General features: G+C 62.8%; 37 protein-coding genes. 28 read left to right on the top strand and 9 right to left on the bottom strand.

All coding sequences use genetic code 11. The annotated features are described in order from the left end of the window. The 5 genes from N4J17_RS04565 to N4J17_RS04585 are packed head-to-tail and all read right to left on the bottom strand — an operon-like array spanning position 1 to position 2138. Positions 1–972 carry a hypothetical protein gene (locus N4J17_RS04565; protein ID WP_338457653.1) on the bottom strand — a complete coding sequence of 324 codons (972 nt, stop codon included), beginning with the start codon at positions 970–972 and terminating at the stop codon, positions 1–3. Between the two features lie 36 nt (positions 973–1008). Further along, complete coding sequence (locus N4J17_RS04570) at positions 1009–1311, bottom strand: hypothetical protein (RefSeq protein ID WP_338457654.1); 303 nt, start codon at positions 1309–1311, stop codon at positions 1009–1011. After that, the gene (locus N4J17_RS04575; RefSeq protein WP_338457655.1) at positions 1308–1487 is read right to left on the bottom strand and encodes a hypothetical protein; all 180 of its coding nucleotides are present in this window, start codon (positions 1485–1487) and stop codon (positions 1308–1310) included. Before N4J17_RS04575 ends, N4J17_RS04570 begins: the two co-directional genes overlap by 4 nt. Next, on the bottom strand, positions 1484–1663 hold the full coding sequence (locus N4J17_RS04580) for a hypothetical protein (RefSeq protein ID WP_338457656.1): 180 nt from the start codon (positions 1661–1663) through the stop codon (positions 1484–1486). Before N4J17_RS04580 ends, N4J17_RS04575 begins: the two co-directional genes overlap by 4 nt. Then, positions 1653–2138: a hypothetical protein gene (locus N4J17_RS04585; RefSeq protein ID WP_338457657.1), complete on the bottom strand. Its 486-nt coding sequence runs from the start codon at positions 2136–2138 to the stop codon at positions 1653–1655. Before N4J17_RS04585 ends, N4J17_RS04580 begins: the two co-directional genes overlap by 11 nt. A gap of 110 nt (positions 2139–2248) precedes the next feature. Here N4J17_RS04585 and N4J17_RS04590 point away from each other — a divergent pair, with 110 nt between their 5' ends. After that, positions 2249–2494, top strand: coding sequence for a hypothetical protein (locus tag N4J17_RS04590; protein WP_198321694.1), 246 nt, complete (start codon positions 2249–2251; stop codon positions 2492–2494). A gap of 77 nt (positions 2495–2571) precedes the next feature. Here the strand turns inward: N4J17_RS04590 and N4J17_RS04595 are convergent, their stop codons facing one another. Continuing rightward, entirely contained in the window at positions 2572–2952 is a 381-nt protein-coding gene (locus tag N4J17_RS04595; RefSeq protein ID WP_198321695.1) for a hypothetical protein, read from the bottom strand. Positions 2953–2987: 35 nt separating this feature from the next. On the opposite strand from N4J17_RS04595, the gene N4J17_RS04600 reads away from it, so the two are divergent. After that, a complete protein-coding gene (locus tag N4J17_RS04600; RefSeq protein WP_198321696.1) occupies positions 2988–3323 on the top strand; it encodes a hypothetical protein in 336 nt (111 codons plus the stop codon). A gap of 70 nt (positions 3324–3393) precedes the next feature. Here N4J17_RS04600 and N4J17_RS04605 read toward each other — a convergent pair whose 3' ends face one another. Then, entirely contained in the window at positions 3394–4107 is a 714-nt protein-coding gene (locus N4J17_RS04605) for a phage antirepressor N-terminal domain-containing protein (RefSeq protein ID WP_198321697.1), read from the bottom strand. 29 nt (positions 4108–4136) lie between these two features. Beyond that, a complete protein-coding gene (locus N4J17_RS04610; protein WP_198321698.1) occupies positions 4137–4343 on the bottom strand; it encodes a hypothetical protein in 207 nt (68 codons plus the stop codon). A gap of 95 nt (positions 4344–4438) precedes the next feature. On the opposite strand from N4J17_RS04610, the gene N4J17_RS04615 reads away from it, so the two are divergent. The 17 genes from N4J17_RS04615 (at position 4439) to N4J17_RS04690 (ending at position 12753) form a co-directional block, all read left to right on the top strand. Next, positions 4439–5023: a helix-turn-helix domain-containing protein gene (locus N4J17_RS04615; RefSeq protein ID WP_338457592.1), complete on the top strand. Its 585-nt coding sequence runs from the start codon at positions 4439–4441 to the stop codon at positions 5021–5023. A gap of 200 nt (positions 5024–5223) precedes the next feature. Further along, positions 5224–5403, top strand: coding sequence for a hypothetical protein (locus N4J17_RS04620; protein WP_198321700.1), 180 nt, complete (start codon positions 5224–5226; stop codon positions 5401–5403). Beyond that, complete coding sequence (locus N4J17_RS04625; RefSeq protein ID WP_198321701.1) at positions 5400–5873, top strand: hypothetical protein; 474 nt, start codon at positions 5400–5402, stop codon at positions 5871–5873. The genes N4J17_RS04620 and N4J17_RS04625 overlap by 4 nt, the downstream gene beginning before the upstream one ends. Before the next feature lie 175 nt (positions 5874–6048). Then, complete coding sequence (locus N4J17_RS04630; RefSeq protein ID WP_198321702.1) at positions 6049–6336, top strand: phage virion morphogenesis protein; 288 nt, start codon at positions 6049–6051, stop codon at positions 6334–6336. Between the two features lie 17 nt (positions 6337–6353). Then, complete coding sequence (locus N4J17_RS16570; RefSeq protein WP_198321703.1) at positions 6354–6479, top strand: hypothetical protein; 126 nt, start codon at positions 6354–6356, stop codon at positions 6477–6479. Continuing rightward, complete coding sequence (locus tag N4J17_RS04635; protein WP_198321874.1) at positions 6421–6573, top strand: hypothetical protein; 153 nt, start codon at positions 6421–6423, stop codon at positions 6571–6573. Before N4J17_RS16570 ends, N4J17_RS04635 begins: the two co-directional genes overlap by 59 nt. A 33-nt stretch (positions 6574–6606) precedes the next feature. Then, on the top strand, positions 6607–6786 hold the full coding sequence (locus tag N4J17_RS04640) for a hypothetical protein (protein WP_198321704.1): 180 nt from the start codon (positions 6607–6609) through the stop codon (positions 6784–6786). 58 nt (positions 6787–6844) lie between these two features. Continuing rightward, positions 6845–7927 (top strand): hypothetical protein, encoded by a 1083-nt coding sequence (locus tag N4J17_RS04645; protein ID WP_198321705.1) that lies wholly within the window; start codon positions 6845–6847, stop codon positions 7925–7927. A gap of 1 nt (position 7928) precedes the next feature. Next, entirely contained in the window at positions 7929–8345 is a 417-nt protein-coding gene (locus N4J17_RS04650) for a hypothetical protein (protein ID WP_198321706.1), read from the top strand. Positions 8346–8357: 12 nt separating this feature from the next. Next, complete coding sequence (locus tag N4J17_RS04655; protein WP_198321707.1) at positions 8358–9254, top strand: Mu-like prophage major head subunit gpT family protein; 897 nt, start codon at positions 8358–8360, stop codon at positions 9252–9254. A gap of 4 nt (positions 9255–9258) precedes the next feature. After that, the gene (locus N4J17_RS04660; RefSeq protein ID WP_198321708.1) at positions 9259–9564 is read left to right on the top strand and encodes an HI1506-related protein; all 306 of its coding nucleotides are present in this window, start codon (positions 9259–9261) and stop codon (positions 9562–9564) included. Then, on the top strand, positions 9561–9977 hold the full coding sequence (locus tag N4J17_RS04665; RefSeq protein WP_198321709.1) for a phage protein Gp36 family protein: 417 nt from the start codon (positions 9561–9563) through the stop codon (positions 9975–9977). Before N4J17_RS04660 ends, N4J17_RS04665 begins: the two co-directional genes overlap by 4 nt. 9 nt (positions 9978–9986) lie before the next feature. Beyond that, positions 9987–10415, top strand: coding sequence for a phage tail terminator protein (locus N4J17_RS04670; protein WP_198321710.1), 429 nt, complete (start codon positions 9987–9989; stop codon positions 10413–10415). A 7-nt stretch (positions 10416–10422) separates the two neighbouring features. Continuing rightward, positions 10423–10713, top strand: coding sequence for a hypothetical protein (locus tag N4J17_RS04675; protein WP_198321711.1), 291 nt, complete (start codon positions 10423–10425; stop codon positions 10711–10713). Then, a complete protein-coding gene (locus tag N4J17_RS04680; RefSeq protein ID WP_198321712.1) occupies positions 10710–11900 on the top strand; it encodes a hypothetical protein in 1191 nt (396 codons plus the stop codon). Before N4J17_RS04675 ends, N4J17_RS04680 begins: the two co-directional genes overlap by 4 nt. Positions 11901–11965: 65 nt before the next feature. Next, the gene (locus N4J17_RS04685) at positions 11966–12376 is read left to right on the top strand and encodes a phage tail assembly chaperone (RefSeq protein ID WP_198321713.1); all 411 of its coding nucleotides are present in this window, start codon (positions 11966–11968) and stop codon (positions 12374–12376) included. A 128-nt stretch (positions 12377–12504) separates the two neighbouring features. Further along, positions 12505–12753 carry a DUF1799 domain-containing protein gene (locus tag N4J17_RS04690; protein ID WP_198321714.1) on the top strand — a complete coding sequence of 83 codons (249 nt, stop codon included), beginning with the start codon at positions 12505–12507 and terminating at the stop codon, positions 12751–12753. Here N4J17_RS04690 and N4J17_RS04695 read toward each other — a convergent pair. Then, a complete protein-coding gene (locus N4J17_RS04695) occupies positions 12736–12882 on the bottom strand; it encodes a hypothetical protein (protein WP_198321715.1) in 147 nt (48 codons plus the stop codon). The genes N4J17_RS04690 and N4J17_RS04695 overlap by 18 nt on opposite strands. On the opposite strand from N4J17_RS04695, the gene N4J17_RS04700 reads away from it, so the two are divergent. The 9 genes from N4J17_RS04700 to N4J17_RS04740 all read left to right on the top strand — a co-directional run bounded on the left by N4J17_RS04700 (position 12883) and on the right by N4J17_RS04740 (position 26567). Next, positions 12883–19506 (top strand): tape measure protein, encoded by a 6624-nt coding sequence (locus tag N4J17_RS04700; protein WP_232470214.1) that lies wholly within the window; start codon positions 12883–12885, stop codon positions 19504–19506. 19 nt (positions 19507–19525) lie between these two features. After that, on the top strand, positions 19526–19963 hold the full coding sequence (locus N4J17_RS04705) for a phage tail fiber protein (protein WP_198321717.1): 438 nt from the start codon (positions 19526–19528) through the stop codon (positions 19961–19963). Between the two features lie 30 nt (positions 19964–19993). After that, a complete protein-coding gene (locus N4J17_RS04710) occupies positions 19994–22489 on the top strand; it encodes a hypothetical protein (RefSeq protein ID WP_198321718.1) in 2496 nt (831 codons plus the stop codon). A gap of 1 nt (position 22490) precedes the next feature. Then, the gene (locus N4J17_RS04715) at positions 22491–23243 is read left to right on the top strand and encodes a hypothetical protein (RefSeq protein ID WP_198321719.1); all 753 of its coding nucleotides are present in this window, start codon (positions 22491–22493) and stop codon (positions 23241–23243) included. Next, positions 23244–24143: a hypothetical protein gene (locus N4J17_RS04720; protein ID WP_338457591.1), complete on the top strand. Its 900-nt coding sequence runs from the start codon at positions 23244–23246 to the stop codon at positions 24141–24143. After that, positions 24140–24547, top strand: coding sequence for a hypothetical protein (locus N4J17_RS04725; RefSeq protein ID WP_198321721.1), 408 nt, complete (start codon positions 24140–24142; stop codon positions 24545–24547). Before N4J17_RS04720 ends, N4J17_RS04725 begins: the two co-directional genes overlap by 4 nt. Next, positions 24537–24908, top strand: coding sequence for a DUF4376 domain-containing protein (locus N4J17_RS04730; RefSeq protein WP_198321722.1), 372 nt, complete (start codon positions 24537–24539; stop codon positions 24906–24908). Before N4J17_RS04725 ends, N4J17_RS04730 begins: the two co-directional genes overlap by 11 nt. Positions 24909–25058: 150 nt before the next feature. Next, the gene (locus N4J17_RS04735) at positions 25059–25820 is read left to right on the top strand and encodes a DNA adenine methylase (protein WP_198321723.1); all 762 of its coding nucleotides are present in this window, start codon (positions 25059–25061) and stop codon (positions 25818–25820) included. Positions 25821–25982: 162 nt separating this feature from the next. Continuing rightward, positions 25983–26567 carry a hypothetical protein gene (locus N4J17_RS04740; RefSeq protein ID WP_277458464.1) on the top strand — a complete coding sequence of 195 codons (585 nt, stop codon included), beginning with the start codon at positions 25983–25985 and terminating at the stop codon, positions 26565–26567. Position 26568: the final 1 nt, after the last annotated feature.

Raw genomic sequence — 26568 nt, forward strand, 5'->3', positions numbered from 1 at the left:
TCAGGCCTCGATCTCGGTGCCGTTCACCGCCTCGTCCTGGGCGTTGATCTCGTCCCAGATCGCCTTCTCCGGGTCATCGACGGATTGATGCAGCGTTTCAGCGGGAGTCAGCCCCAGCTCATCGCATGCCGTGCGAGCGGCGACGATGACCAGCCCGAATGCCTGAGCGGCGGCGACCCGCGCCAGATCGGGTACTGAGCCGTCGCCGTAGTGATTGAACAGTTTCACCACTAGACTGCGCAGGGATGCGGCGACCATCGAAACCGCTCGATCCGTCTCCATCTGCAGGTCGATGATCAAGCCTTGTTCGGCCAGGTGCGGCGCTTTCGCCCGCTTCCCCTTTAAGGTCGCCAGCTCCTCTTCGAGGTCGCCGACCCGCTTGTTCAGGTTGGCATTACGCTGGCCAGAGGATTCGAGCGAGGCTTGCAGGTCGGCCGATTTTTTGGCGAGACTTTCCTTCTCCTTGACGTGCTTGGCGGCCATGTCCTGTAGCAGATCGATGACCCGGTCTTTATCCTCAGCCTCGATCGCCTGCTTGATGATGGCCTGCTCCTCTTCGGGCAGGGCCTTGATGGCGTTGTAGTCGCGCTGGCCGAAGCCCAGCTTTTCGGCGCGCTCGTAGAGTTCGGGGCCGAGTAGGTGATGGTTGCTCATCAGCTCGGCGACCCGGCGCCGAGACTTGCCCAGTTTGTACTCGCAGAATTCCTCAAAAGTGGCGACGCGTCGCGCGTTTCCGTTTTCGTCGCTGTACGGCAAGCCTTTGTATTTCTTGCCTTCCTTCATTTTTATAGCGGTTTCTGCAATCAATTTTTCGGCGACGGTCGCCATAAATTCCGCGGCCTCAATGCGTCCCAGCGCCTTGAAGACGTCCTCGTAGTACGCGAGCGCACCCTCTATCTTGCGCGCGGTGGCCTCTTGCTCGACCAGTTCGCGCGGGGTTTCGGTGCCGTAGTCCGGGCCGGCCGGTTCCACCGGCTGAATCAGTTCTTTACGTGACATGCGTGCTCCTTACGGGATGCGTGAATAACGCTGTTCGGTCTCTTCCAGCCGGGCGCGCTTGCGCTCCAGCTCCAGGGTGTGGGCGCGGAATATCTGGATCGCCTTGGGGCCGAGCCGCCAGGCTTCCTCCCTGCCGGGTACCCGCTCGGCAAATCCTTCGGACTCCATATCGGCCATGTCACGCGTCACCATCGGCGGATCGATGCCCAGCGCGGTGCCGATTTGCTTGTTGCGCAGCCCATCGACCTCATGCCCGCCCAGCAGCGCGATGAGACGCAGCATGCGACGCGAGCCCTTGATCTTTTCGCTCATACCTGCCGCTCCGCGTAGTCGCTGTATTCAATGGCTGCCCTGATACGCGCGCTGTCCAGCCGCTCGTATTCACGCTGCGCTGCAGCCAGCCTTTTCCAGGCTTGCTGGGCCGCGGCCTTGGCGGCCTGCTTGCGCGCCTTGAGGCGCATCAATTTGTTCATGCCGTTAATGCTCATACTCGCCGCTCCGCGTAATCGAGGTATTCCATGACCGCCTTCTGATGCGCCTTGCGCTTGCAGGCATACTCCCGCTGAGCCTCGCTCAGCTTCCGCCGTGCCTCGTCCAGATCATCCAGGGCCGCGTACTTGCGCGCGTTCAGGCGTATCAATTCCTTCTCCTCGTTAATGCTCATCGTTGCCTCCGAAATCGAATTCGGGTTGTTGGGATTTCTCGACCTGTCCCCGGTGCAGGGCCAGGGCCTCCATGCCGGACTGGATGGCCGTCAAGGTTTCGCCGGCATCGCCGTTGCCGCGCCAGAACTTGATGAGCTGCCCGGTCGCGGCGTTCAGCAGTTCCTGTAATTCAGCGATGTCGCCGACCCGTGCCTTCTTGCCAGTTGGCACATCGATTACCAGCTTGCCGGCGCTGGTAGCCAGGTAGCGCGACACGAAGTCGATACCGCACTGGTCTTCGAACGGCCGGATCATCCGCGCCGGCAGGCTGCCGCTTTCCATCCATTTATAGAGCGTCCACTTGTTCGCCATGCCCATCCCCTCGGCTACCCGGTCGACCGAGCGGTTGTGGCGTTCCCTGGCGTACTCCAAGCACAGCTCCATGGCGTGGTTGAGCCCGGTGGGTTGGATGCGCTTCCAATTCCGTTTCGGCATTGGCAGTCCGTCAGATCGCCGTTTCCAAACAAAAAACCCGTTTGCTACTATGCAAACCGGTTGCGCCTGCTGAAAATTGCCGCCACTTCAACGCAGACAGGGGCTCGATCATGAACACCGCCGAATTCACAGAACTGGCCGGCCGTATTGAAGGACTGGGTGCTGCTTTCCTTTGCCTGGTTGCGGAGCTGGAAAATCGCAGAGTCATGGACGGTTCCCGCTTCACTTCGGGCCTGCATCGGATCGCGGGGGAATTGTGTTTCGAGCAGCCCCACCTGGAGGAGACGAAACGGACGGTGCGCGAACTTGCGACCGAGCTGGATGCGATGCGCGAGCGTCGTATTCGCGGCCGATAATTGCGGCGTCAGGGATGAAACCCCAGGGGTTGATGGTCATGATTGCTCCAAGTGTCGTTAAGCAAGGAAATCAGCGTTTAGTCAGCTTGAGTGCCATCAGTGCTAGGCGCCTGACTGTTTGTTTCAGCCGTCTGTGCGTAAATGCGTTTATCAGGATTTACAGGCGCATCGTCGTCGCCTTCCTCGGTCACAGAATCGTTGTCCGGCTCGGCCATGTGTTGATAGGGCCGTACCGGCCAGAGCGTGCAGGCCGGGATGCGGCATTGGCCGATGGCTCTTTGGGGGTTGGGGTCTGCGCCGCAGCCGACGCAGTCCCAGCACTTGCCATTGATGGCCAGGCGCAGGGAGGTCGGGTTACGGCGCGCCTTCTCGATGGGGTTGAGACGTTCGAGTTCGCCGGCCGCACGCTTTTCGGCCATGGCCACGCGGGCTTTTTCGAGACGAGACAGGTGGGTCATGACGGGCTCCGATTTTCAAAAATGGGCGAATAGCAATGAGTGAACAGCAGCCGAATTCAAAAAATATTCCGGTCAAGCCGATTGCCGATCTGATCGATGCGGCCTATTACAAGGGTCAACATGACATGCTTAACCTTTGGGCCTCGCAGGCCATCACACTGTCTCTGATCGTTGCTCGCCTGAATCAGGCGGGATTGCTTCCGCTGGAAGGGCTGCTGGCTGATTTGGACAAGCAGGCGGCCGCGGCGGAAAAAGGCTCTCCAGAGCAGGTGTCATTTCGCGAACTAATCGTTCACATCCATGCCTGCGTAGCTCGGCTAGCCGGGAATCCAATGCCCTATGAATCCGGGCCCGAGCCAGACGGACATTGATCGGCTCGGCGGCGTCGGGGGCAAATCCCCAGAAATTGGTGGTCATGGTGGGCTCCGGTGAATTGGAAAATCAGGCGGCGTGCTGGCCGGATGACTTCAGACCGAGCCTGAGTGCCTTGCTGAATTTGAACTTGCCGTTCTTGATGAGCGACACCGTTGCCGTGGAGACGCCGAGCTGGCGGGCGATATCGGCGCCGGGCAGTCCCATCGCGGTCAATTCGGCAATGGCGTCGACGTCGTCTGCCGTAACGGGCCGGATCGCGCGCCGCGGCCTCCTCTGATGGGTTTCCAGCAGGGCGGTGTAGCGCTGGGTCACATCCAGGGCCTGCGCCAGGGCGGCCATGGACGCCTGAGTGCTGGTGGCCAGCGTGGCGAGCTGGGCCTGCATGGCGCGCAGCATTTCCAGCAGTTCCGGCGTGGCCGCAGCCGGTTCGGCCGAGTGGAGCCCGCTCCAGTGCCGCCACAGCACTTCGTCGCATTCGTTCTGGTAGCGGATCAGCTTGTCGCGGAGATCGGGGCGGACGCGGGAGGGTTCGAAGCTGAAGAGCAGCGCAGGCAATTTACGCAGTGGCATGCAGAGGGTTTCTTGGATGCCGCCGGGCGAAGGTATTGCCATCACGGCAATACCCCAGCGTTGAAAGTTGCGATTGAGCTTGCGAAATTGGGCGGACCAATCGAGCCCAAGCGCGTCGGTAATGGGCTTGACCGGCGTATACGGCAGCCCATCGTGGTCGGTCAGGAACAGGGTGTCGTCGTAGAAGGAAACGGGGGTTAAGGAATTCATGGTTCGCTCCGGTAGGGTTGAGGGGTGGCTCAGGCGGCGGGCTGGCTAACTTCGCCGTCCTTCAGTCCCATGATGACGGCGTGGTCGTGGGCTCTGCCTCGCGTGCCGCGAATGCGGCCGACGAGCAGGTCGCGCACCAGCTTGGGATCGAGGGATCTGGCTTTGGCGTAGGCGCTGATCGTCATGCCTTTGGAGTCCAGCTCCTTGCGGAGTTGTTCGGGGGTGTAAAGGGCCATGGGTTTGCTCCTGTGGAAGTCGTTAATGACCATCGCGCGTTAGAGAAATTAAAAGCGCGTTGGTTGGTGTGTAGATTAAATCTACTTTTGTAGAGTTGCAAGAGGCTTTTATGTCTGATTTCGAAAAAATATTGCTCAGACTTAAAGAGCAGCTTGGAGCATCGGACGATAAGGATGTCGCCGAGTTGCTTGGCCTGACGGATAAGGCGCTCAGCGCCAGGAAACGCCGCAATGCCTTCCCCGAAGACAAGCTCCGCGCACTGGCGCAGCAGCGCCCCGAGCTGGGGATCGACGTGGCTTATGTGCTGACGGGACGATGGACAGAGCGCGACTTTCAGGAAAGGCGGCAGACCTTGCATCGCCGCCTGCGGGAGGCACGGGGAGAACAGGACTTAGGGGAATTTGCCGCATCCTTGGGGATGGCCCCGGAGGACTGGACGGCCTATGAAACAGGTGCGCGACCGGCTACATCCGGCCTGATTAAGTTGATCATTGAGCGGCGGCCGGAAATCGATCCGATGGCCTTGTTGCTGGATGCGCCGCAGCGGCTCGAAGGCGAGTTTTCACATCTGGAGGTCGTGCTAATCCAGAACTACCGGGCCAGCAGCCCGGAGGGCCAGGAGATGTTGCGGCGCTTGGCGGTGCATTGCGCCGAGTATCATAGAAAGGGGAATCAGTGATGGCCTTTAAATGTGGTGACGTCGCCGCATTTGGGGAATGGCGCGTCGACGCACCATTTGATTGAATCCAAAAATGGATTCAATGGCACGAAGCGGGAGGACTGCGCAATTTTGCGTAGTCCTCCCGCTCTATGACCGGGCAAATACGAAAACGTTTTCGCATTGGGTTTTGAGCCGCCGAGCCACAAGGAGTACATTGAATGAGCAAAGACAAGAAGCCCGAGCCACCTGTTGAGCGCGATATCCGTCGCCGGCTGGATGAAGACACGGCGGATTTTAGTGAGGGCAAGCCCGGCCGCTCGTGGGACCGCACTGTCTCACCGAGCAAACCGCATCCGGCTGAGCCGCCGGGCAATGACCGGAACAGGAACAAGAAATGAACGACGAACTCACCCCGTACCAGATCATGCTGCGCTGCCGGCTCTCGTCACGCTATCACCAGCAGCGGCGGCGCGTGTTGATGCGGCGGTCCCGGATCGCGGGTTATCTGGGCGTGGCGATGAGTATGGGGATGGTGGCCTCGCTGATTCAGGACGGTCCGAAGTTCATTCAGCTTGCACTGCCTTTTCTGGTCGCGTTGGCGACTCTGGCGGATACGCTGTTCGGCTTTACCGCTCAGGCCTTCGAGCACCTGGCTTTGTACCGACGCTATATGGAGCTGGAGCAGTGGCTGTTGAAAAACGAGGCGACGCCAGCGGAAGCGCTGGCGCGGATCACGGCCATCGAGGCCGACGAGCCGCCGGTCAATCAGACCGCTGTGGACGTTTGCGACAACGAGCTGCTCATGGCGCACGGGCATGAGGCGGAGCACCGGGTTCACCCTTGGGCGCGGATGTGGGCGTCGATCTGAGCGCTTGCTTACAGGCGCGTTCAGCGCCTCATTAAGCCGAGACCGCGCCCTATGCCTACCGAACCGCTCCTCTCGGCCCCTAAAGGCTTTAGAGGATTTGGAGCGCGGTGTTTGGGATGGCTCTCGCCCCGCCGTATACTCTGGGCGTTCGAAACCAGCGTTTGAGGATATAAACATGGCGGGCGCGTTCATCAAGATCGAAGTCGACGACCGGGAGGTCCGGGAGAGGCTGGAGGACCTCCGGCGGCTGATGGGTGACCTGGAGCCGGTGTTGCACGATATCGGTACGCATCTGGAGCGGTCCCATCGCCAGCGCTTCGAGCGGAGCGAGGCACCAGATGGCAGCAAGTGGGCGCCCAACAGCGCGGTGACGTTTGATCAACTTGCCAGCGGCGGCTTGCTCACCAAACGGGGCAAGCTCAATAAGGAAGGGGTTGGCCGGCTGGCGGCAAGAAGCCGCTGATCGATACCGGCCATCTTATGGATTCACTGACTCACGCGTTGGATGGTCACGACGACGCGCTGCTGTTCGGAACGAATGTGATCTATGGCGCCGTTCACCAGTTCGGCGCGGAACAAGCGAAATTCGCCGATCCCCTGGGGTGACATCCCGGCCCGTCCCTTCATCGGCCTGTCCGATGACGATAAGAATTACATCGTCGAGACGATCGAAGAGCACATCAAGGCCGCCTGGGGTTAACCGCCGCTGCACTTGGGAGGGGAGTAACATGTCATGAGCCTGCTCAAAGGTCTTCTGCTTTTCAGCGTTGCTTACGGAATCGGTTGGGCCGCCGCATCTTCTCCTAGAGACGCCCGGCCCATCTGCACCAGCATCAATGGGGACCAAAACATCTCCATCACCTATGCCGCCAAGACGTTAACCATCGCGCCGCAGAACACTCCCGCAAGATAACTCGGGCGGAAACGTTTCCGCCTGATATCTCCCGGCCCCGGTCCGTAACCTACGGACCATGAGCCAAACCACACCCCAACCCATCGAATCCCTCAAGCCCGGCCGGTTTACGGCCATGGGCGGCCAGGTCGTTGAGTTTTCCGAGACCGATCTGGCCGCGATGGCGGCGGCCTACGATCCAGCCGTTTACCGCGCGCCGATCGTCGCCGGGCACCCGAAACATGACGATCCGGCCTACGGCTGGGTCGATGCCCTGCGCTATTCGCCGGAAACCCAGCGCCTGCTGTCCGTGCCGGGCGACGTCGATCCGGCGTTCGCCGAACTGGTGCGCGGGAAAAAATTCCGCTCTGTCAGCCTGTCCGTCTATCTCCCCGACTCTCCCGTCAATCCGAAACCGGGCGTGTTCTATCCGCGCCATCTCGGTTTCCTGGGCGCCATGCCGCCGGCGGTGAAGGGCCTGCGAGAAGCCTCCCTGTCCGATTCCGAAGAAGGCGTCATAGAGCTGAGCGAATGGGACGACGTGACCCATGCCGGCTTATGGCGCCGTCTGCGTGAATGGCTGATCGGCCAGTTTGGCCAGGACACCGCCGATCGGGTGATCCCCGGTTACGACGTGCAGTCCCTGGAGCAAGCCGCTCAACAGGAAGTGGCCGAAGCCGCCGCCGAGGATGCCGGCGCCCAGCCCGCCTTTTCAGAATCTCAACCCGAGGTAACGCCCACGATGACTGCTCAAACCACCGATCTGGCCCAACGCGAGGCGGAGATCGCCCGCCGCGAGGCCGAACTGCAACGCCGCGAGGCGGCGGCGACGCGGCAGATGCATGCCGATTTCGCCGAAAGCCTGGTGCAGGCCGGCAAGTTGCCGCCGGCGGACAAGGCGGGCCTGGTCGAGTTCATGGCCAGCCTGGACGGCGAGGCGACGCTGGAATTCAGCGAGGGCGATGAAACGGTCACGACGCCATCCAGCGCCTGGCTCAAGTCGTTCCTGAGCCGCCGACTGCCGAAAATCGTCGAATTCAGCGAGCTCAGTGGCGGTGCCGGCACGGGCGATGAGATCAGCCTGTCGGAAGCTGAGCGGAAGACCTGTGAGGCGCTGAACCTCACGGCGGAGGAATACCTGGCGACAAAGAAGGGGGCGTGACATGACCGCATTGGCAGCAGAGCGCAACACCAAAGAACGGATCGGCGACGTCTTCGACCTTCCGGTCAAAGCCAATACCAAGTGTTTTCTCGGTGGCCTGGCAGTCATCGACGCCGGCTACGCGGCGCCCGGACGTACCGCAACCACCCTGGTCGCGGCCGGCCGGTTCGAAGAGAGCGCCGACAACACCGGCGGTGCGGCCGGCGACAAGAAAGCGCGAGTCAAGCGCGGCATCTACAAGTTCGCCAACAGCGCCGCGGGCGATCTGATCGCGCAGGCCGACGTCGGCGCCGACTGCTACATCGTCGACGACCAGACCGTCGCCAAGACCAACGGCACCAACACCCGCTCCCGCGCGGGCCAAATCGTAGCCGTCGACAGCGACGGCGTCTGGGTCCAGATCGGTCTGGGCTGGTAATCGGAGAAAAGCATGCAGATCACGCCCCAAACCCTGAAAGCCCTGCAGAACGGTTTCAATGCCGCCTTCCTCAAGGGCTTCAACTCCGCCGAGGCCCAGTGGCCTCTGATCGCGATGGAGGTTTCCTCCCAGTCGGCCCTGGAAAACTACGGCTGGATGAAGGAACTGCCCGGCATGCGGGAATGGATCGGCCAGCGCGTCATCCACAACCTCGAGATGATCGGCTACCAGATCATCAACAAACACTGGGAGCACACGGTCGGCGTCGACCGCAACGACATAGAGGACGACAAGCTGGGGTTGTACTCCACCCGCTTCTCGATGCAGGGCGAGGTCGCCAAGCGCCACCCGGACGAGCTGATGTGGCAGGTACTGTTGAGCGGATTCAATTCGCTCGCGATGGACGGCCAGTATTTCTTCGACACCGACCATTTAGGGTTCGACGCCGCCGGCAACGAGACCTCCTGGAGCAACTACCAGGCCGGCGCCAGTTCGCCCTGGTTCCTGATGGACCTCTCGCGCAGCTTCATGAAGCCGCTGGTGTTCCAGAACCGCTCGGCGGTGAAGTTCGTCAACCAGTCCAACGAGACCGACGACAACGTCTTCATGAACCGGCAGTTCCGGTTCGGTGTGGACGGCCGCTACAACGGCGGCTTCGGTTTCTATCAGCTCGCCTACGCCTCCAAGGCCGCGCTCGATGCCACCAACTACCAGGCGGCCCGGCTGGCGCTGGGTACCCAGCGGCGCCCGGACGGCACGGTGTTGCCGATCCATCCAACTCACCTCATCGTCGGTCCGACCAACGAAGCCGCCGCGCTCGCGCTGCTCAACAAGGAGCTGGTCTCCGGCGGTGAAACCAACATCTGGTACAAGACCGCGCAGCTCGTGGTCGTGCCGCAGCTGGGGTAAGCACATGATCATCCGAATCACTGCACGACGCGCCGGATTCCGCCGCTGTGGCATCGCCCACCCGGCGGAACCCACCGATTATCCCTTCGATCGGTTCAGCGAAAGCGAGCTGAAGACGCTCCAGGCCGAAAACATGCTCATCGTCGAAGTACTGGACGATGGGGCATCGGGCTCCGCGGCCGCCGACCCGGCGCCGCTCAAGGCGCATCGCGGCAAAGCCGCTCCCACCGCGGGATCGGCCTCCGTAGGAGCGGCTCCGCCGCGATCTAGGGCGGATGCCGCGGGCGATCCGCCGGAGGGCGTGGCGTGAGCTATTGCACCCAAGCCGACCTGGAAAAGGTCTCGGCCGTCGAGTTCCTGCAGCTCGCCGATCGCGACCGCGACAGCGTGGCGGATGCGGACGTCGTCGCCGAGGCCATCGCCAAGGTGGACGGGATCATCGACAGCTACGTGCGGCACCGCTACGCCGTGCCGCTGGCGCCCGATCCGGCCATCCGGGACTGCGCGGTGAAACTGGTCTGGTTCACCCTGCAGGAAACCAATCCGACGGAAGCGGCCCGGAAGAACCGCGACGACGCGGTGAAGTTCCTGCGCGACCTGTCGGACGGAACGAGCCACCTGGGATCGGACCAGCTCGCACCGGGCGCGACCGTCAGCGTCGATGTCCCGCAGGCCGACGCGCCGGACCGGGTGTTCAGCGACGACACGCTGGCCGGGTACTAGAGCGCGTCGATGCAAATCTCACCCGTCGTCGCCCAGCTCCAGACCGTGCCGGAACTGACCGGCCGGGTCGAGATCGCCGGCAGCGTCCGTCAGATCCTGACCGAGCTGAACAGCGGGAAAGGCCCGCGATGGGCCTGGGTGATTTCGCCGGGTGACGACGCCGAGAAAAACACCCTGTCGGCCGGCGGTATCCGGCAACGGGTGACCGACCGCTACGGCGTCGTCCTCGGCTGCTACGACGTCAGCGACCGTCGCGGCGAAGCCGCTCTGCTCAAGGTGGAAGCGCTGGGCGAGGCCGTGGAGCCGAAGCTCTTGGGCTTCATCCCGGCGCCGGGCTACACGGAGCTCACCTACCGATCCGGCCAGATGGTCGGCGGCACCGACGGCTGGGTGCTGTGGCTGCACCTCTGGCAATCGAACCACTACATCACCAAGTGAGGACGCGATGCACACGAACGAACATTTCGGCAAAGGCGGTAGCTACGTGCTGAATCCGGAGACGGATCAGATCGAGCTGACCGAACGCACCCAGACACACGTCGAGAGCGAGCCGGGTCCCGATGAGGAATCTGGCAGTCACTCCGGCGCCGGAACTCCGGCGCCGGCCGTGAACGCAGCCGAAGGGCAGGTTGAGCTCGAGACGGCGATCGAACCGGCCGGGGCAGTTGAGGCGGCCGACGCCGCACTGGACAGGCCGGCCCGACGCAGCAAGAAGACTGACGGAGAACAGGCATGAGCGGACTGCTATTGCGCAACAACCGAGTCCTGCTCGGCAAGCTGGAGTCGACCTACGGCACCGACGCCGCCCCCACCGGCGCACTGAACGCTTTGCGGGTGACGGACCTGAGCATCAAGCCGATCCAGGGCAATACCAAAGAGTTGAAGTACATCACCAACTCCCTGGGCACCGGCAAGAAAATCCGCACGGAGTTGTACCGGTCGATCACGTTCAAGTGCGATCTGGTCTCGGCGCTCACCCCCGGCACGCCGCCCCCTTACGGATTCGCGCTGCGCGCCTGCGGTATGGCAGAGCTCCTCTCGGCCGCAGCGGTCACCGGTACCGCGCAAGCGGGTTCCACTACCACTACGCTCAAGCTGGCCGCGGCGGCCTCCAGCGTCGACGACGTCTATCTCGGCGCCAAGGTACGAATCACGGGCGGCATCGGTAACGGTCAGTCCGCCACGATCATCGATTACGTCGGCAGCACCAAAGTGGCGACGGTCGACCGGCCGTGGACCGTCACGCCGGACGCTACCTCGCTCTACTCGATCGATCCGTTCGCCCGCTATAACCCGGTGTCGGACATCCTGACCATGGATGCCGCAACCTTCTATTACAACGAAGGCAACCAGGTGCGTCACAAGCTGGTGGGCTGCCGCGGCAACGTCAAGGGCGATGCCTCGGCCAAAGACACCGGCATGTACGATTTCGAGATGATCGGCTTGTACGCCGGCGTGGCCGATGCCTCGGAAACCGGCGTGATCGTGTCCAACTGGGTCGATCCGTTCGAAGTGGGGTTTGGCCGCACCTACGGCCAGGCGTTCGGCAAACAGTTCACGGGCGGGGCCAGTGGGTTGCAGATGGGCAAGTTCTCCTTCGACCTTGGCCAGAAACCCGCTTACCGCTCCGTGGTCGGCTACCAGGGCATCAACATCACCGACCGCGCCGCCTCCGGCTCCCTCACCCTGGATGCCGCGCTCGTCGCACAGTTCGATCCCTGGACGCTGCTTGCCAACAACGGCTCCGGCGCCATCGGCATCGAGCAGCCGGACAGCAATGGCGGTTCCGTCCGCATCGACATCCCCAAAGCCGCCCCGACCGAAATCGACTACGGCGAAGACCAGGGCATATCCACCAACACGCTTTCGTTCGATTGCCAGCGCGTGCTCGGCAACGACGAAATCTATATCACCTGCCGGTAGGGCGGATAAGCGCCAGCGCATCCGCCATCCGGCTACGAACGAAAACCCATACCAAAGGCAATCAGATGGCATTCAAGCTCGGTACCCAGGAAGCGTTAAGCAAACCCATCCAACGCAAAGTGATGCTGCCGGTCTGCAACGAGGCCGGCACGCCCATCAATCACCAGATCACCATGCTGTACCACCGCATGACCGTGGAGGAGATCGGCGCCGCCTACGCTGCCCTGGGGGAAGACGCCAAGCTGCTGGAAGAACTCAGCGGGCCGGCGCTGACCGCCGCGGTGCTGGACATGCACGCCAACCACGTCCTGCGCCTGGCGGCCGGGTGGAAGGAGGTTCAGGCGGACGACGGTACCGACGCGGCATTCACCTTCGATAACGTCCGCGCCCTGCTGAATGCCGTGCCGAAAGCCTACGACAAGATCACGGAGGAATTCCAGAAGGCCAACCGGGGCGGGGCCGCGCTGGGAAACTGATCGAGGCCGCCGAGTACTGGGCGCGGAGCGGCGAACAACCCGATCACGCGCTCCAGGCCGACCTGGAGGCGTTCGGTCTGACACAAGCGGATGACGATACAACGCCGGCGGATGCCGACTTCTATGTCATGGAGGACAACTGGGACACGGTCATGGCGTTCCTTGCCTGCAGGACATTATGGCGCCGGCACTATCCACCGATGGGAGGCCCAGTGATCTGGGAAGGGCTATTCCCCTCGGAGGTAAACGTCGTGATCCGCTGCCGTGGCCATCGAGGCGCAAGGGCGGATGAAATCTTCGCCGGCATCCAGGTCATGGAAGCGGCGGCCTTGGCCGTGTTCCATCCGCCGGTGGCGGAGTCAGCGGCTGAGGAATAACCGCCCGGCGGAGGTCAGGCAAGCCAGGACGAAAACGGCGATACCGGCCCACACCATGGCGGCGCCGTATTTGAGGAATCCCAGCGCGAACACTAGAAAGCCCAGCACCATCAGACTGATTAAGGACATATGGCCGGCCCTATCGTAGTTGGCATCAAACTCAATCTCGACGAGAAAGGAGCGCTGGTCGGGGTTGAGAAGGTCGAAAGCGGATTCAAGCGCATCGGCGCCGCCGCCAGCGAATCCGCCAGCCGTATCGATGCATCATACAAGAAAGTCGAAACCGGCATCGCCGAAGTCGAGAACGGCTTCAAGCGCGTTGGCTCTGCCGCCAGCGAATCCGCTGGCCGGATCGACGCGGCTTACGGCAAGACCCGCCAGGGCCTGGATTCCATCAGCACGCAGCTGGCGACGGCCAAGCGCCAGTTTCTCGAATTCGTCACCGCCCAGGCGGCGTTCGGCGCTGGTCGGGAACTGGCCGATGTGGCCGACCGCTACGCCAACCTATCCGCCCGGCTCCGGCTCGCCACCCAAAGCGAACTGGAGTATGCCAAGGCGCAGGCGCAGGTGTTTGCCATCTCGCAGCGCCACAGCACCGCCCTCGACGACAACGCCAGGCTGTACTCCCGCATCGCCCCCGCGGCGCGCGATGCAGGCAAGAGCCAGTCCGACCTCGTCAAGGTCGTCGAAGCGGTCAGCGCCAGCCTGAAGACCTCCGGCGCCACCGCGGCCGAACAATCCTCCACCATTACCCAGCTCTCCCAGTCCCTAGCCTCATCCACGGTGCAGTGGGAGGACTTCGGCCAGCTCGCCGACACCAATATGCGTCTGGTCGATGCCGTCGCCAAGCAATTGGGCGGCAGCATGGGCGACCTCAAGCAAAAGATGTCGGACGGGCTGATCAGCAACACGCAGCTGTTCGACGCCATCATCGCTGCCTCCGAACGGCTCAAGGCCGAAGCCGCGACGATGCCCAACACCATCGGCGGTGCGGTGCAGCAGATCGAAAACGCCTGGGAGCGCTACATCGGCAAAGCCGACCAGGCGGCCGGCGCCAGCCGGGACGTGGCCAATGCCATCAGTGGAGTGGCCACCCACTTCGACCAGATCGCCGACGGCGCAGTCCGGGCCGGTGAAGTGGTGGCGGTCGCCATCGGTGTCAAGGCAGTGACCGCGATGACCGCCTATGTGGCGGAGGCCGCGGCGGCCGCCAATGGCACGCTGCTGTTCAGCCGGGCGGTCGGTGCGCTCGGCGGGCCGATCGGCGCCGCCACCTTTGCTGTCCTCGCCGGCGCGGAAGCCCTGTCGGCTTGGCGCGCCAACATGATCGCGGCCAACGACGAGGCGCTGCGGATCCGCAGTCAGGGCAATGCCGGCGCGCTGAATACCACCGACCCCACCAAAATCATCGGCGTCGATCTCAAGGCCAAGGCCGACCAAGCCAAGCAGGCGATAGGTGACCTCTCGGTCACTGTCACCAAGGCTGGCGCAGCGATGGATCAGTCCAGCCAGCAAACCAAAAAGTTTGCCGGCTCCATGGACGACCTTGACCAGCGCCAGGCGAAAGCCAAACAGGATTGGGGGAAGTGGGCGGAATCGCGGGCCAAGCAGCTCGGGTTCAATGCCCAGGAAACCGAGGCGTATAAGAAAAAAGTCCTCGAAACGATCGCTGTGGAGAAATCGGCCGAGGAGACCAAGAAGGCCCATACAAAGGCCATCTCCGAGGAAGCCAGCGCGGTCAAGAAGGCGGCGACTGAGCACCAGAACGCGATCGAAGCCAGCGACAAGTTCATCCAATCACTGAAAGACCAGCTCCAGAACATACAGGACACCACCGGCGCAAGCGAAGCCGAACAAGCCGCGCGCAAGGCCTCGATCGGCTTGATCGGCAAAGAGTCCGACGAGCGCGCCAAGCTGGCCAAGCAGCTGGTCGAAGAACGCCAGGCCTACGAAGGCGCCGAGCGGATCAAGCAGCTCGAGATCAAAACCCAGAACGACATCGCCGAGGCGATCCGGCGGAAAGCAGAGACGAACGCCCAGGCCCTGCAAAGTGCCCAGGACGAAGAACAGAAACAGCTCGCGATCCTGGCCCAGCTCCAAGCTGCACACGAAGCCGGTTACGGGCCGGAAGCGCTGGCCCGGATGAGGTCCTACCTGAGCGCGGTCTATGACGTGACCCAGGGCATGGGCGAGGAAGAGGCCGCAGCCACGGCGGCCGCCATGGCCCACACCGAAGCCGCCAATCACATGATGGGCGAGATGACCCAGACCGGTCAGTCCATGCTGTCCGATTTGGGCGGCATCGCTCAGAACATGATGGGCATCTTCACCTCGATGTTTTTCGACCCGTTCGGGTCCGCCACGGCGAATATGGGGCAGCAGTTCAGCCGGATGCTGCAGCAGATGGCGTCGCAGCTGATGCAGAGCGCCGTGACGCAGTTTTTCACCGGAGGCTCGTCGGGGGCCGGCTCCATTGGCGGGCTGATAGGCTCCGTCGGCAGCTGGTTCGGTGGCTCGGGAGCCACAGCCGCGCCCTCGGTGGGTGGGATCGTCAATACCGGGGCGGCCGTTGCGAACTGGGCCAACGTCGGCGATATGTTCGTTTCGACCGGTGGCGGCAAGGCCATGCCGGTGGCCATCGTGGATGCCGCCGGCGCCGGGACACGGGCGGCAGGTACGGCGGGCAGTTGGCTGGGCGGCCCCGGCTGGGCCAGCACCGCGCTCGGCTATGCCGGTGCGGGCATAGGCGGTCTCGGCACCGGATACATGATCGGCAACGCGATTGGCGGGAAATATACCTACGGCCGCGAGGGCGGCATGGTGGGTGGCGCCGTGGGCGGGGTGGCAGGCTATGCCGCCGCCACCGGCGGGATGCTCGGCGCCACGGTCGCCGAAAGCACGCTGCTGACGGCCTTGTCGTCCACCGGCATCGGGGTCGTCGTCGCCGCCGTCGTCGCCGCAGTCATGTCCTCAATCAAAAAGGGGCAGCCAGACGCCACGGCCCAGTATTCCTGGCAGAACGATAGCTGGACCTTGAACAAACAGGCCGAGCGCAATGGCGGCAATCTGGCCTTTCTGGGGAATTTCGCCACCAAGCTGTTCCAGCCTTTGACGGATCTCGAAAAGACGCTGGCCGTCCAGCTGCCCGCCTTCAATCTCAACATGCGCCAGCATGAAGGCTATTTCGGCATGCAGATTCCTGGGCTCTATTCCGCCCGGATGAAGGCAGATTCCGAGGCCAACAAATACATGGCCCAGGCGGTCAGCATCGGCGTCATGCGACTGTTTCAGCAACCGGCCGTCACGAGCCAGATGGCCGACCCGCTGACGAAAGCGGTGGTGATGCTGTCCGGCGACCTCCAAGCGTTCGGCGACAACATCAAGGCCGCGGAGGAGGTGCGCAAATATGCGGCCGGCGCTTCCTCCTTCAAAGTGATCGGCAAATCCCTGGACCTGTCCGGCGGCAGCGCCGAGACCTTCTTCGGCAATATGAAGGAGGCCGGCGCGCTGCGCACCTTCCTCGGCGAGCTGACGCCAAACACGGATGCGTTCGCCAAGCTGGTGCAGTCGTTCCAGCAGATGGAGGACATCGCCAAGAAATTCGGGGTGTCGGTCGACGACGTGCACAAGAAGGTCGACCAATTCCTGAAGGCGGCGGAATACAACACGCAGGACCGCGTCAATCAGCTGCTCGGCAAGCCGCAATCGATCGGCTCGAAAGTCTTCAACGACATGCAGAGCTTCGACCAGATCGCCCAGGACCAGCGCAACAACGTCGCCGAACTCGCAAAGCAGAACAAAGCAGAGGCTCAGCGGGGCAAAAACCTGCTGAATTACGGCGATTTCGTGTCGCTCACCGGCGCCGACAAGAAAGAAGCCAAAGGGCTGCTCAAGCAACTAGACAACCCTGATCTTGCCGGCAATCCGGAGATGTTGAAGCAGTGGCAGACGGGTTGGGACGCCTATTGGCAGAAGCAGATCGACGAAGCCAAGGCATCAATCAAGAATCCCAAGAAGCTGGCCAAGGAAATCAAGCGACTGGAGAACGGGCGCGATTCGCTCGACGCCTTGGGTATCGGTCAGGTGGATATCGATGCGGCAAAGCAGCAGCGCAAGGAGCAGCAGAAACAGGAGGTGCTCGATCAAGCCCAGGCCTATGCTGGGCAGGGCGCGTCCCAATTCGCGGCGAAGCTGAAAGAGATCACCGACTATTTCAGCTGGGCGCGCGACGGCGCGAACGAGTTGGGCATCAGCGTCGACGAGCTGAACCAATACCAGAAGGCTGCCACCGATGCCCTCAATGGCCAGTTCGACGATGCGCTGAAACAGTTCGCGGGCGAGAGTGTGTCCGGCGCTGCCGCAGCGCTCAAGGCGATCGACGACCAAGCCAAAGCGTTTCGCGAGGACGCGATTGCCCTGGGTAAGTCGGTGGAGGACGTCGACCGGGCGACGGAGAAGGCAAAGCAGAAACTCAAGGACCAGTTCGACGACACGCTGAAACAGTTCGCGGGCGAGAGCGTGTCCGGCGCTGCCGCAGCGCTCAAGGCCATCGATGACCAGGCCAAGACCTTACGCGAGGACGCCATTGCCCTGGGCAAATCCGTCGAAGATGTGGACAAGGCCACGGAGTCGGCGAAAAAGAAACTCAAGGACGACTTCGTCCACGGCCTGGAGCAAATGGCCGGCGTGCTCGATACCAACACGATCGCGTTCAATGGGCTGCGCGATCAGTTCAAGGGTCTGTACGAGGACGCCAAGACCCTCGGCGTCGGCATGGACCAGGTCGGCGCCGCGCTCGCCCAGTCGATGAAAAACCTCTGGGAGCAGATGACGTCCGGCATCGAGCAGGCTCGTCAGTCTATCGCCCAGCAGATCGCCGAGCTCCGCGGGCCCCAGGCCGTCGCCGACCTGGCGGGGCAGAACGTCGACAAGGCCAAGCAGAAGCTCGCCGATTACCGTGCCGGCGGCGGTACCGACATCAGCAGGGAAATCGCGCTGATTCAAGGCGTGCAGGCTGCCGTGATGGCCCGGTACCAGGCCGAGCTGGCACTGATCCAACAAGCGGTCCAGGCGGAGGTGCAGGCGATCCAGACCCGCATGCAAGCCGAGATCGACGCGGTCAACACCACGCTCAACGCGGCCATCCAAGCCGAAAACGATCGACTGGCGGCGATCACCGAGGCGGAAAGCAAAAGGCTCGAAGCCCAGACGTCCGCGATCCAAGAGGCCGCGGACGTTGCTGCTGAGATCCGACAGGAGGCCCAACAGGCCGCGCTGGATGCATTGAACGAGCAGCTCCAGGTAGCGAACCAGCTCAAGAGCGCGATCAAGGGAATCGCCGACTACGCCAAGAGCTTGATGACGTCGGCGGATTCACCGCTGTCCCCGAAGGCCCGGCTGGAAGCGGCCAAGGCGCAGTACGAAGCGACGGCGGCGAAAGCGCCAACGGATGCCGAAGCGGCGGCCCGGTATCAGCAAGATGCCGAGGCTTACCGCCAGGCAGCCAAGGACTACTATGGCTCCGGCCCCGGCTACGCTGAGGCCTATAACCGAATCCAGTCCGACGCGACTCGGATTGGCAATACGAACGTCACCAGCCCAGACAGCGTCGAGTCCCAGCTCAAAGAGCTGCGCAAGCAGCAAGCCCAAGAAAACAAAGAAGCTCAGCGACTGGTTCAAGAGCAGATCAAGGCGGCTCAGCAGGCATCCCAAGACTATCTCGCCAGTCAGCGCACGGCCTCCGAGGACATCGTATCTGGACTCAGGGCGACCGCCGAATCCCAGATACAAGCAATCCGCACGAAAGCCGACGAACAGATCAAAGCCGCGCAGGATCTGGATTCAAGGCCGGACGTGCAAGCACTTAAGGCCGAAACCGTCAAAGAGCTACAAACGCTTGATCAGAATCTGGCGAAAGCCTATGAGACGGCTCAGCGGCAATACCAGACGTTCCTCGACTCGCTCGCGGGTGTCGTCGGCGCCAACACGGCCGCCATCGGGTCACTGGTCGAATGGCTGCGCAGCCAGGGCGTCAACGTCACCGCGCCCCCTGATCCTGACCCCGGCGTGTACGAGCCGACGGCCCCGACTGCGGGCGGCTCGGGCGATCCCCTCCCGCATCATGCCGCCGGCGGCCATTATCGCGGCGGGCTCGCTCTCGTCGGCGAACTCGGCCCTGAGCTCATCAATTTCAACCGCCCCGGCTACGTCCACACCGCAGACGAAACCGCGCGCATCCTCGCCGCCGTCAGCGGGGGCGACTCTGCAATCCGTGGGAGCGGCTCTGCCGCGAAGACCATCGACCAGATCCAGCAGCTGCTCGGCGGCCTGCCGTTCGATCCACGTCAGCTGCTGTCGATGTTCTCGGCGGCGAACGACGCCCACGGCGCCTACGCCAACATCCTCGACCTACCGCCGACCTGGTCGAACGCCGCCTCGGCCGTCCAGAGCCTGATGCTCAAGCCGGCGGCCAGTTCGCCCGCGATCGACATGCCCTTCGTCGGCCACCAGCCGCCGACCAGGTCCACCCCATCCCGCCAAACCGCCCAGATCGAAGAGCGCCTCAGCCGCATCGAAGCCAACCAATCCGGCACCGAACTCAAGGGATTGAAAGAAGCACTGGAATCGATCCGGCGCGAATCGAAAGCTGGGGTCAACGTGCAGAGCGCGGGATTCTCGCAGTTGCTCATAGTGATGAACCAAATGCTGGCGCACCTGGACGAGATGGAGCGCCGGTCCCGTTATGCCTCGTAATCCTAGCTAGGAGACAACCATGACCGCTTTATCCAACTACCTCGAAAACAAATTGCTCGACGACCTGTTCCGGGCCACAGCGTATGCCCCGCCGGCAACGCTCTACATCGCACTGTTAACCGCCGCGCCCAGCGATACCGGTGGAGGCACAGAGGTGGCCGGCGGTTCGTATGCTCGGGTTGCCGTCACCTCCGGGCTGACGGCCTGGAACGGCACCCACGGCAATACCACCGGCGCCAGCTCCGGCACCGGCGGCACGATCAGCAACGCGGCTACGATCGCGTTTCCCGCGCCGACCGCAAACTGGGGTTCGATCACCCACTTCGGTATTTTCGATGCGGCCGCTGCCGGCAATCTACTGGTCTGGGGTGCGCTCAGCGCGGCCAAGACCGTCAACAACGGCGATCCCGCCCCGACGTTTGCGGCGGGCGCTCTGACGGTCCAGATCGACAACTAAGCGCCGGCCGCATCAGGGATAGGAACCGCAGTGGCAACGGCAGGCCCTAATTACGCGTCCACCGCGGTCAGCGATAGCGCGCTGGCGGGTAATGTCTGGAGCAATCCGGGCAACGCCGGCGCGGGCGACGACTCGTACTCAACAGCCTATTCGAACGGGACCCAGTATCTAAAAGCCACGGGGTTCGGATTTTCGATCCCCACCGGGGCAGTCATCGAAGGCATCGTTGTTGAGTGGGAGAGGAAAGCCTCCGGGTCAACCGTCAAAGACAAAGCGGTCCGCATCGTCAAAGCGGGCACCGTCGGCGCGACGGACAAATCCGTTACGACGGATTGGCCGACGACGGACGCGTTCGCCAGTTACGGCGGTTCGTCCGATCTGTGGGGCGAGACCTGGACGGCAGCCGACATCAATGCAGCCAGTTTCGGCGCTGCCATCGCGACGAATAGCACATTTGTCCGGACCGCGTCGGTTGATGCTGTACGGATCACGGTCTACTACACACCACAGATCAATTTAGCGTCCGATGCCGCCGCGGTCGCGACGGCCGCTGCCGATCTGACCACTACGATTGCTCTCAGTGGCGATTTGGCGGCCAGCGCCACACTGGCGGGCGACCTGACCACGGGCATCGCATTGCAGGGCGCCGCCACCGCCGCGGCCGCAGCCGCAGCCTATTTCTCCGTCGTGCTGGACGGGGCGATCCAGGCCCAGGCCAGTGCATCGGCGGATTTAAGCACGGGGATTGCCCTCTCTGGCAATGCGGCCGGGATCGCCACATTGTCCGGCAACCTGACCACGCAGATCCCGCTGGCGGGAGATTCCGCCAGCGTGGCAACGGCTGCTGCTGGCCTGTCCACGCAGATCGCGCCGGCCGGTGCGATGTCCTCGGTGGCCTCGGCCTCGGCGAGCCTCACGACGTCGATCCGGCTGGCTGGCAGCCTGGCCGCCAGCGCCGCCGCATCGGCCGACCTCAGTGTCGGCCGAGTCTTCATCCCGCCCGCGTCCCAGCGCATCTACCTCGCCGAGATCACCTGCTACGACCCAACATTGCCGGGTATCCGCACCTTGCGCTACAGCTCGGGGGCGGATGGCTACGACAACGGCGGAATCTTGTACGAGCCCCTGATCCAGCAACCGGCCACGCTGCGCCGGGAGATCCCCACCGACGTGGTGGGCGGCCATGTGTCGGCCAGCTACGGGGCGTTGACCCTGGTCAATGCCAGCGGGCAGCTCAAGGCCTTGCGCGATTACTACTTCGGCGGTTACGAATTGACGCTAAAGGTCGGAGAAGCCGGGGCGCCCTACGCCAGCTTCACGACCCGGCTCAAGGCCACCGTCGAAACCGCCAGCTTCGAACCCAACCGGGTGGCGATCCGCCTGCGCGGCCGTGAGGAAACCCTGAAGACGCCGCTGCAGACCCTCTCCTACGGCGGCACCAACGTCCTGCCCGACGGACTGGACGGCACCCCGGACGATCAAAAGGGCAAGCAGCGTCCGCTCGGCTTCGGCCGGCTGGCGGCGATCACGCCGCCGTGCGTGAACACGTCGCTGCAGATCTACGAAATCAGCACCTCTGCCTTCGACGACATCGTCAACGTCTTCGACGGTGGGACTTTCCTCACCCGCGGCACGGAATACACCAGCCTGTCGGCCTTCAAATCATCCACGGTCGGTGCCGGGGGCTACAACATCTATAAGGCGGGACCGACTTACATCAAGCTGGAGCGCGAGCCGTTCCGGACCCTGGCGGTCTGCGCGGCGGAGAAGTGGGATTACACCCAGATCTCCGCGGCCGGGATCCTCAAGCGGATACTGCAGTCACTGGGCTACACCGCCGCCGACTGGGTCGAGCAGGATTTCCTCGACCTCGATGCGGCGAATGCCGGCTCACTCGGCATCCTGGTGGGGGACGGCGAAACCATCGCCGGCGTGCTGGACCGGATCTGCATTTCGGTCGGCGCCTGGTGGGGATTCGACAACCTGAACCGGTTCCGGGTCCGCCGCTTCGACGGCCCGGCAGGGAATCCGGTGGCGACCATCACCGACGAGCACATCCAGGAATTCGGACCGGTCGGGCCGGTCCAGCGGCCGCTGTGGGAGGTCACGGTGCAGGGCGACTGGAACTACGCGGTGCAGCCCAACGCCAATCTGACCGGACAGGCCCAGGAGCAACCCGCCCGGGCGCAGTGGTGGGACAAGGCCAGCCGGGACCAGGTGATCTCGGTACCGTCCGTCAAAGCGAACCGTCCCTTGGCCGAGAAGACCACCCTCACCAGCTACCAGAACGGCATCAGCCAGTGTCTGGCCGAAGGTACGCGCCGGCGAGCCCGGTTCGACGACTGCCATGATCCGATTGCGGTGACGCTGGGAGCGCCTGACGCGTGGATGGACCTGATCGACCTCGGCTCGGAGGTCGTCCTGGTATCCGATCAATGCGGCTATCCGGCGGGGCGCGCCAAGGTAGTGGTGATGACCCAGCCGGATTTCCAACGCAACCGCCTCGACCTGATCCTGTGGGGATGACATGCAGCCTATCGTGATCGGCTACGCCAACCTGATCGACATCGCTACCCTGGGCGGGACCGGCTGGAATGCGAGCTATCCGCTGACGAACCTCCAGAACCGTTACGCCGGCAGCAAGGCGCGCGCGACCGGTCTGACCGGGCAGATTTACATCGATCTCGGTGTGCCGGATGCCGCCATCCGGGCATTCGGCATCAAGGACCACAATGCGTCCACGGTGCGGCTGGAGGGCTCGGCGGTCAGCAACTTTTCGAGCATCGCCTACGACACGACCACGCTGCCGACCTATGCCGATACCAGCTATCTGCGAGCGCTGCCCGCGGCCGTGGTCGCCCGCTATTGGCGGCTGACGCTGACGGGGGCTTCGAATCCGGAGATGGGCCGCATATTCATCGGCGCCGGCTGGCAACCGAGCCCGGAGAACAACATCGAATGGGGCGCCTCACTCCGGATCGAGAGCAAAACGGAGGTGGCCGAGTCCCTGAGCGGCTACGAGGATTTCAACGTCAAGCCGCTGCGGCGGGTGTTCCGGGCCCGCTTCGACTTTCTGCCCGATGCCGATGCCTGGGGTGTGCTGCTGCCGATGATGCGGTCGCAGGGCGACCACCGTGAGTATCTCCTGATCGCCGATCCGGACGACACGACCTATCAGGCCCAGCGCAACATGTTCTGCAGGATGCGCGAACTCAGTGAGATCGAAGATCCGTACCTCAACGCCCATACCGTCGGCCTGGAATTTTCGGAGCTGCTGTAGATGGCGCTCGCACTCTACCGGGAAAATGCAACCGGGTTCCTGGTGCGACGCGATACGCCCGGCGCGGGCTATACCGCCATCGCCGCCATGCCGACCGGCAGCATCGCGGCTCGCGCGAGCTGGTACCGCGATCTGGACACCTATGGCCAGTCCAGCGCCTGGCACCCGTCTCAAAGCGCACCGGGGCCGGAAAGCGCCGCGCCGACCGTCCCCTACGACAATGTCACCGGGACCAAACCACCGGCGGATGCAACCCGCAACAAGATATTCATCCAGTCGGGGACGCCGGCTTCGCCCACGGCGGGGGATCTCTGGTTCGACACCGCGAATAAGACCTGGGCGACCTGGACCGGCACGCTGTGGCAGGTGGTGTCGGACGTGACGGCTTACAAGACGGCCGCTGCCATCGTCGGCCAGGGTGCCTATGCGACGCTGGATCTTCTGACCTCGGGCAACGTCGACAGTTTTATGTCGGACTCGACCCTGGGCACGCTGAAGCTGGCGCTAAATGCGCTATCGGTGCTGCAGGGGGCGTCGGGCCTGGTATCCACGGCGTACAACACCTGGGTGCAGACCAGCAGCTGGAACATCCCTGCCGTGGCCAATGCCTCGCTGCGCGGGAAGTTCTTGCTGCTGGCGTGGCAACAGTGGATGGATCTGGGCACCGACTATACCGGCGCCAGTGCCATCAAACGGGACGGCTCGACCATCGTGGATGTGTCCGACCGGATCATCACCAACGTCAGTTCAATCGGCAAGTCCCAGACCATCGCCTGGATCGACTCGTCGCCCCCAGCCACCGCCGCCTTCAATTACACGGTGCATGTCTTCCAGAACTACAACGGCAGCCCACCGAACATCAATTCTAGCTTGGCGATCGTGGAGCTGAAGCGGTCATGAGCGCGATCTATTGGACTGTGTACCAGCCTTCGACCGGCCGGATCCTGGAGCTGCCGAAATCGATCCCGGATGCCTATGCCCAGCTCTACCTCGGACCGGACCGGCACGTTATCGAGGGTGCCTGGTATCCGGACCGCCATTACATCGGGCCGGTGGGCGGATTGGAGCGGCCGCCGCAGGCAACGCTGCTCGATGTGGCGACCATCCTGGCCAATGGCGAGGACGTCGCCACGCTAAGCCAACTGCCCGATCCATGCACGATCGAGCTGTACGGGCCGGTGCGGGATACGTTTGCCGTCGAGGGCGGCACGCTAGAGTTCGTCGCCGACGTGCCGGGGCGGTATGAGTTGGTCGTCCTGGCGTTTCCCTGCCTGGACCACGCGGTGGCGATCCATGCGCTATAGGGCCACCCTCCCGATGCCGGAGCTGCGGCGGCTAAAGCAGGATCAGGTCAACGCGAGACGCGCTGAGCTGCTGGCCGAAGGTTATGAATTTGAGGGCGCGACCTTCGCCACCGATCCGCAGTCGATCGCCAACATGACCGCAGTGCTGGCCGCCATCGGCGCCGGCGTGCCGCTGCCGGAAGGATTCGCCTGGCGTGACTACGCCAACGTCAATGTGCCGATGGATGTGGAGACATTCAAACGGTTCGCCGGCGGATTGATCGGCCAGGTGAACCGGATCTATACCCAGTCCTGGAGCAAGAAGGATGAGATTGAAACCAGCGGAACACCGGCGTCGATCGATGTGGATTTGAAGATATGAAAGACAGCGGCCGGCCGAGTGTTGGAGCACCCGGCCAGCCAGCTGACCCGCAGCGTATACCTGCAAGCCAACCCAAGGCTGCCACCGAATGGCCACTCGGTGTGGCAAGCCTAGTGGATTTCTAACGTTTCTGAAATAGTATTGCGTCCTATGCAATATGCGAAACCTATCTTCCCCTGGATCGGCGGTAAGCGCCGGCTCGCGCGGCATATCCTTCCTTTGTTCCCTGCGCACGACTGCTACGTCGAACCGTTCTGTGGCGCGGCGGCGCTGTTCTTCCTAAAAGAACCGGCCAAGTGCGAGGTCATCAACGACATCAACGGCGAACTGGTCAACCTGTACCGGGTGGTGCAGCATCACCTCGAAGAGTTCGTCCGCCAGTTCAAGTGGGCGCTGACTTCCCGGCAGATCTATGAATGGATGAACGCCACGCCCGAGGAAACACTAACCGACATCCAGCGGGCGGCCCGGTTCTTCTATCTGCAGAAGCTGGCGTTCGGCGGCAAGGTGGAGTCCAGGACCTTCGGCACGTCGACCACATCCGGTCCCCGGCTTAACTTCATGCGCCTCGAGGAGGAGCTGTTGGCGGCACACTTGCGGCTGTCACGAACCACCATCGAACATCTGCCGTGGGAGGAATGCATCTGCCGCTACGACCGGCCGCACACACTGTTCTATCTCGACCCGCCCTATTGGGGCACGGAAGGTTACGGGGTGGAGAATTACGTCCGTATGGCGGAGCTGGCTCGGACGATCGAGGGACGGATGGTTATCTCGGTGAACGATATCCCAGAGATGCGGGCGGCATTCGAAGGGCTGCCGACGAAACACGCCGAGCTCTGTTACTCAGTCGGTGGCGGTAAGCGATCCCGCGGATCGAGCGGTGAACTGATCATTCGGAGCTGGACGTGATCTACGCGGCACATGCGTTGCTCATGAGGTTATTATGTTTCCCCACGCGCAAAATCGTCATGGACGATTTATCTCACAATTTCGTGTTCGTTTATCGCGCGCGGCTTCACCGTACAGGAAAAGTCGCACTTCGCTTTTGACATGATTCACTGGATAACGGGCGTGACGGAAATCCTGTTGGCAGTGTCAAATGCGCCCGCGTGCGACCATCACAGCCAAGAGGAACTGCAGAAGCATGCGCGCTGGTTGATCGCGACATTGACCTGGATTCCCGATGACAAGGCATCGGTCACGTTCGTTGAGAACTTCCAGATGACGGAGACGTTGTTCGAAGCCGCAATAGACGCGCGTAATCGCGGCTGCGATGAAATTGCGAGAGAAATCGGGGAGAGCCTCCTGTCCTGGACGTTCAAGGGCGGGAGATATCAAACAGGATGGGGCATTCTGGAAAGAGGTCTTTGCGGGCTCGCTACATTTGCTCTACTTGGTGGGGACGAACAGGTTTCGGTGTTCAGAACGGCGCTTGCAGCTCATCTGTCGCGCGAGTCGGCACCAGCACAGGAAATCCGAGATCGCGCGGCAAGAGAAATCTTTGAGCGTGCGGAAAGTTTGTACAGGCAGGGACACTGGTCGTCTCGGATCGATATGGCGATCGATCGATCTGATCATGAGAAACTGCGGCCTCTACTTGAGGAAATCGCTGGCCTGCTGTCGCCTGGCATGGCCCACCAGACGTCGACCGTCTGAT

Origin of the sequence: Methylococcus capsulatus (genome assembly GCF_036864975.1) — a bacterium.
GTDB lineage: Bacteria > Pseudomonadota > Gammaproteobacteria > Methylococcales > Methylococcaceae > Methylococcus.

Coding starts and splice junctions, on each gene's coding strand:
- N4J17_RS04570 (WP_338457654.1), bottom strand. CDS start 1,311: ATGAGCGAAAAGATCAAGGGCTCGCGTCGCATGCTGCGTCTCATCGCG.
- N4J17_RS04575 (WP_338457655.1), bottom strand. CDS start 1,487: ATGAGCATTAACGGCATGAACAAATTGATGCGCCTCAAGGCGCGCAAG.
- N4J17_RS04580 (WP_338457656.1), bottom strand. CDS start 1,663: ATGAGCATTAACGAGGAGAAGGAATTGATACGCCTGAACGCGCGCAAG.
- N4J17_RS04585 (WP_338457657.1), bottom strand. CDS start 2,138: ATGCCGAAACGGAATTGGAAGCGCATCCAACCCACCGGGCTCAACCAC.
- N4J17_RS04590 (WP_198321694.1), top strand. CDS start 2,249: ATGAACACCGCCGAATTCACAGAACTGGCCGGCCGTATTGAAGGACTG.
- N4J17_RS04595 (WP_198321695.1), bottom strand. CDS start 2,952: ATGACCCACCTGTCTCGTCTCGAAAAAGCCCGCGTGGCCATGGCCGAA.
- N4J17_RS04600 (WP_198321696.1), top strand. CDS start 2,988: ATGAGTGAACAGCAGCCGAATTCAAAAAATATTCCGGTCAAGCCGATT.
- N4J17_RS04605 (WP_198321697.1), bottom strand. CDS start 4,107: ATGAATTCCTTAACCCCCGTTTCCTTCTACGACGACACCCTGTTCCTG.
- N4J17_RS04610 (WP_198321698.1), bottom strand. CDS start 4,343: ATGGCCCTTTACACCCCCGAACAACTCCGCAAGGAGCTGGACTCCAAA.
- N4J17_RS04620 (WP_198321700.1), top strand. CDS start 5,224: ATGAGCAAAGACAAGAAGCCCGAGCCACCTGTTGAGCGCGATATCCGT.
- N4J17_RS04625 (WP_198321701.1), top strand. CDS start 5,400: ATGAACGACGAACTCACCCCGTACCAGATCATGCTGCGCTGCCGGCTC.
- N4J17_RS04630 (WP_198321702.1), top strand. CDS start 6,049: ATGGCGGGCGCGTTCATCAAGATCGAAGTCGACGACCGGGAGGTCCGG.
- N4J17_RS16570 (WP_198321703.1), top strand. CDS start 6,354: ATGGATTCACTGACTCACGCGTTGGATGGTCACGACGACGCGCTGCTG.
- N4J17_RS04635 (WP_198321874.1), top strand. CDS start 6,421: ATGGCGCCGTTCACCAGTTCGGCGCGGAACAAGCGAAATTCGCCGATC.
- N4J17_RS04640 (WP_198321704.1), top strand. CDS start 6,607: ATGAGCCTGCTCAAAGGTCTTCTGCTTTTCAGCGTTGCTTACGGAATC.
- N4J17_RS04645 (WP_198321705.1), top strand. CDS start 6,845: ATGAGCCAAACCACACCCCAACCCATCGAATCCCTCAAGCCCGGCCGG.
- N4J17_RS04650 (WP_198321706.1), top strand. CDS start 7,929: ATGACCGCATTGGCAGCAGAGCGCAACACCAAAGAACGGATCGGCGAC.
- N4J17_RS04655 (WP_198321707.1), top strand. CDS start 8,358: ATGCAGATCACGCCCCAAACCCTGAAAGCCCTGCAGAACGGTTTCAAT.
- N4J17_RS04660 (WP_198321708.1), top strand. CDS start 9,259: ATGATCATCCGAATCACTGCACGACGCGCCGGATTCCGCCGCTGTGGC.
- N4J17_RS04670 (WP_198321710.1), top strand. CDS start 9,987: ATGCAAATCTCACCCGTCGTCGCCCAGCTCCAGACCGTGCCGGAACTG.
- N4J17_RS04675 (WP_198321711.1), top strand. CDS start 10,423: ATGCACACGAACGAACATTTCGGCAAAGGCGGTAGCTACGTGCTGAAT.
- N4J17_RS04680 (WP_198321712.1), top strand. CDS start 10,710: ATGAGCGGACTGCTATTGCGCAACAACCGAGTCCTGCTCGGCAAGCTG.
- N4J17_RS04685 (WP_198321713.1), top strand. CDS start 11,966: ATGGCATTCAAGCTCGGTACCCAGGAAGCGTTAAGCAAACCCATCCAA.
- N4J17_RS04690 (WP_198321714.1), top strand. CDS start 12,505: ATGGAGGACAACTGGGACACGGTCATGGCGTTCCTTGCCTGCAGGACA.
- N4J17_RS04695 (WP_198321715.1), bottom strand. CDS start 12,882: ATGTCCTTAATCAGTCTGATGGTGCTGGGCTTTCTAGTGTTCGCGCTG.
- N4J17_RS04700 (WP_232470214.1), top strand. CDS start 12,883: ATGGCCGGCCCTATCGTAGTTGGCATCAAACTCAATCTCGACGAGAAA.
- N4J17_RS04705 (WP_198321717.1), top strand. CDS start 19,526: ATGACCGCTTTATCCAACTACCTCGAAAACAAATTGCTCGACGACCTG.
- N4J17_RS04715 (WP_198321719.1), top strand. CDS start 22,491: ATGCAGCCTATCGTGATCGGCTACGCCAACCTGATCGACATCGCTACC.
- N4J17_RS04720 (WP_338457591.1), top strand. CDS start 23,244: ATGGCGCTCGCACTCTACCGGGAAAATGCAACCGGGTTCCTGGTGCGA.
- N4J17_RS04725 (WP_198321721.1), top strand. CDS start 24,140: ATGAGCGCGATCTATTGGACTGTGTACCAGCCTTCGACCGGCCGGATC.
- N4J17_RS04730 (WP_198321722.1), top strand. CDS start 24,537: ATGCGCTATAGGGCCACCCTCCCGATGCCGGAGCTGCGGCGGCTAAAG.
- N4J17_RS04735 (WP_198321723.1), top strand. CDS start 25,059: ATGCAATATGCGAAACCTATCTTCCCCTGGATCGGCGGTAAGCGCCGG.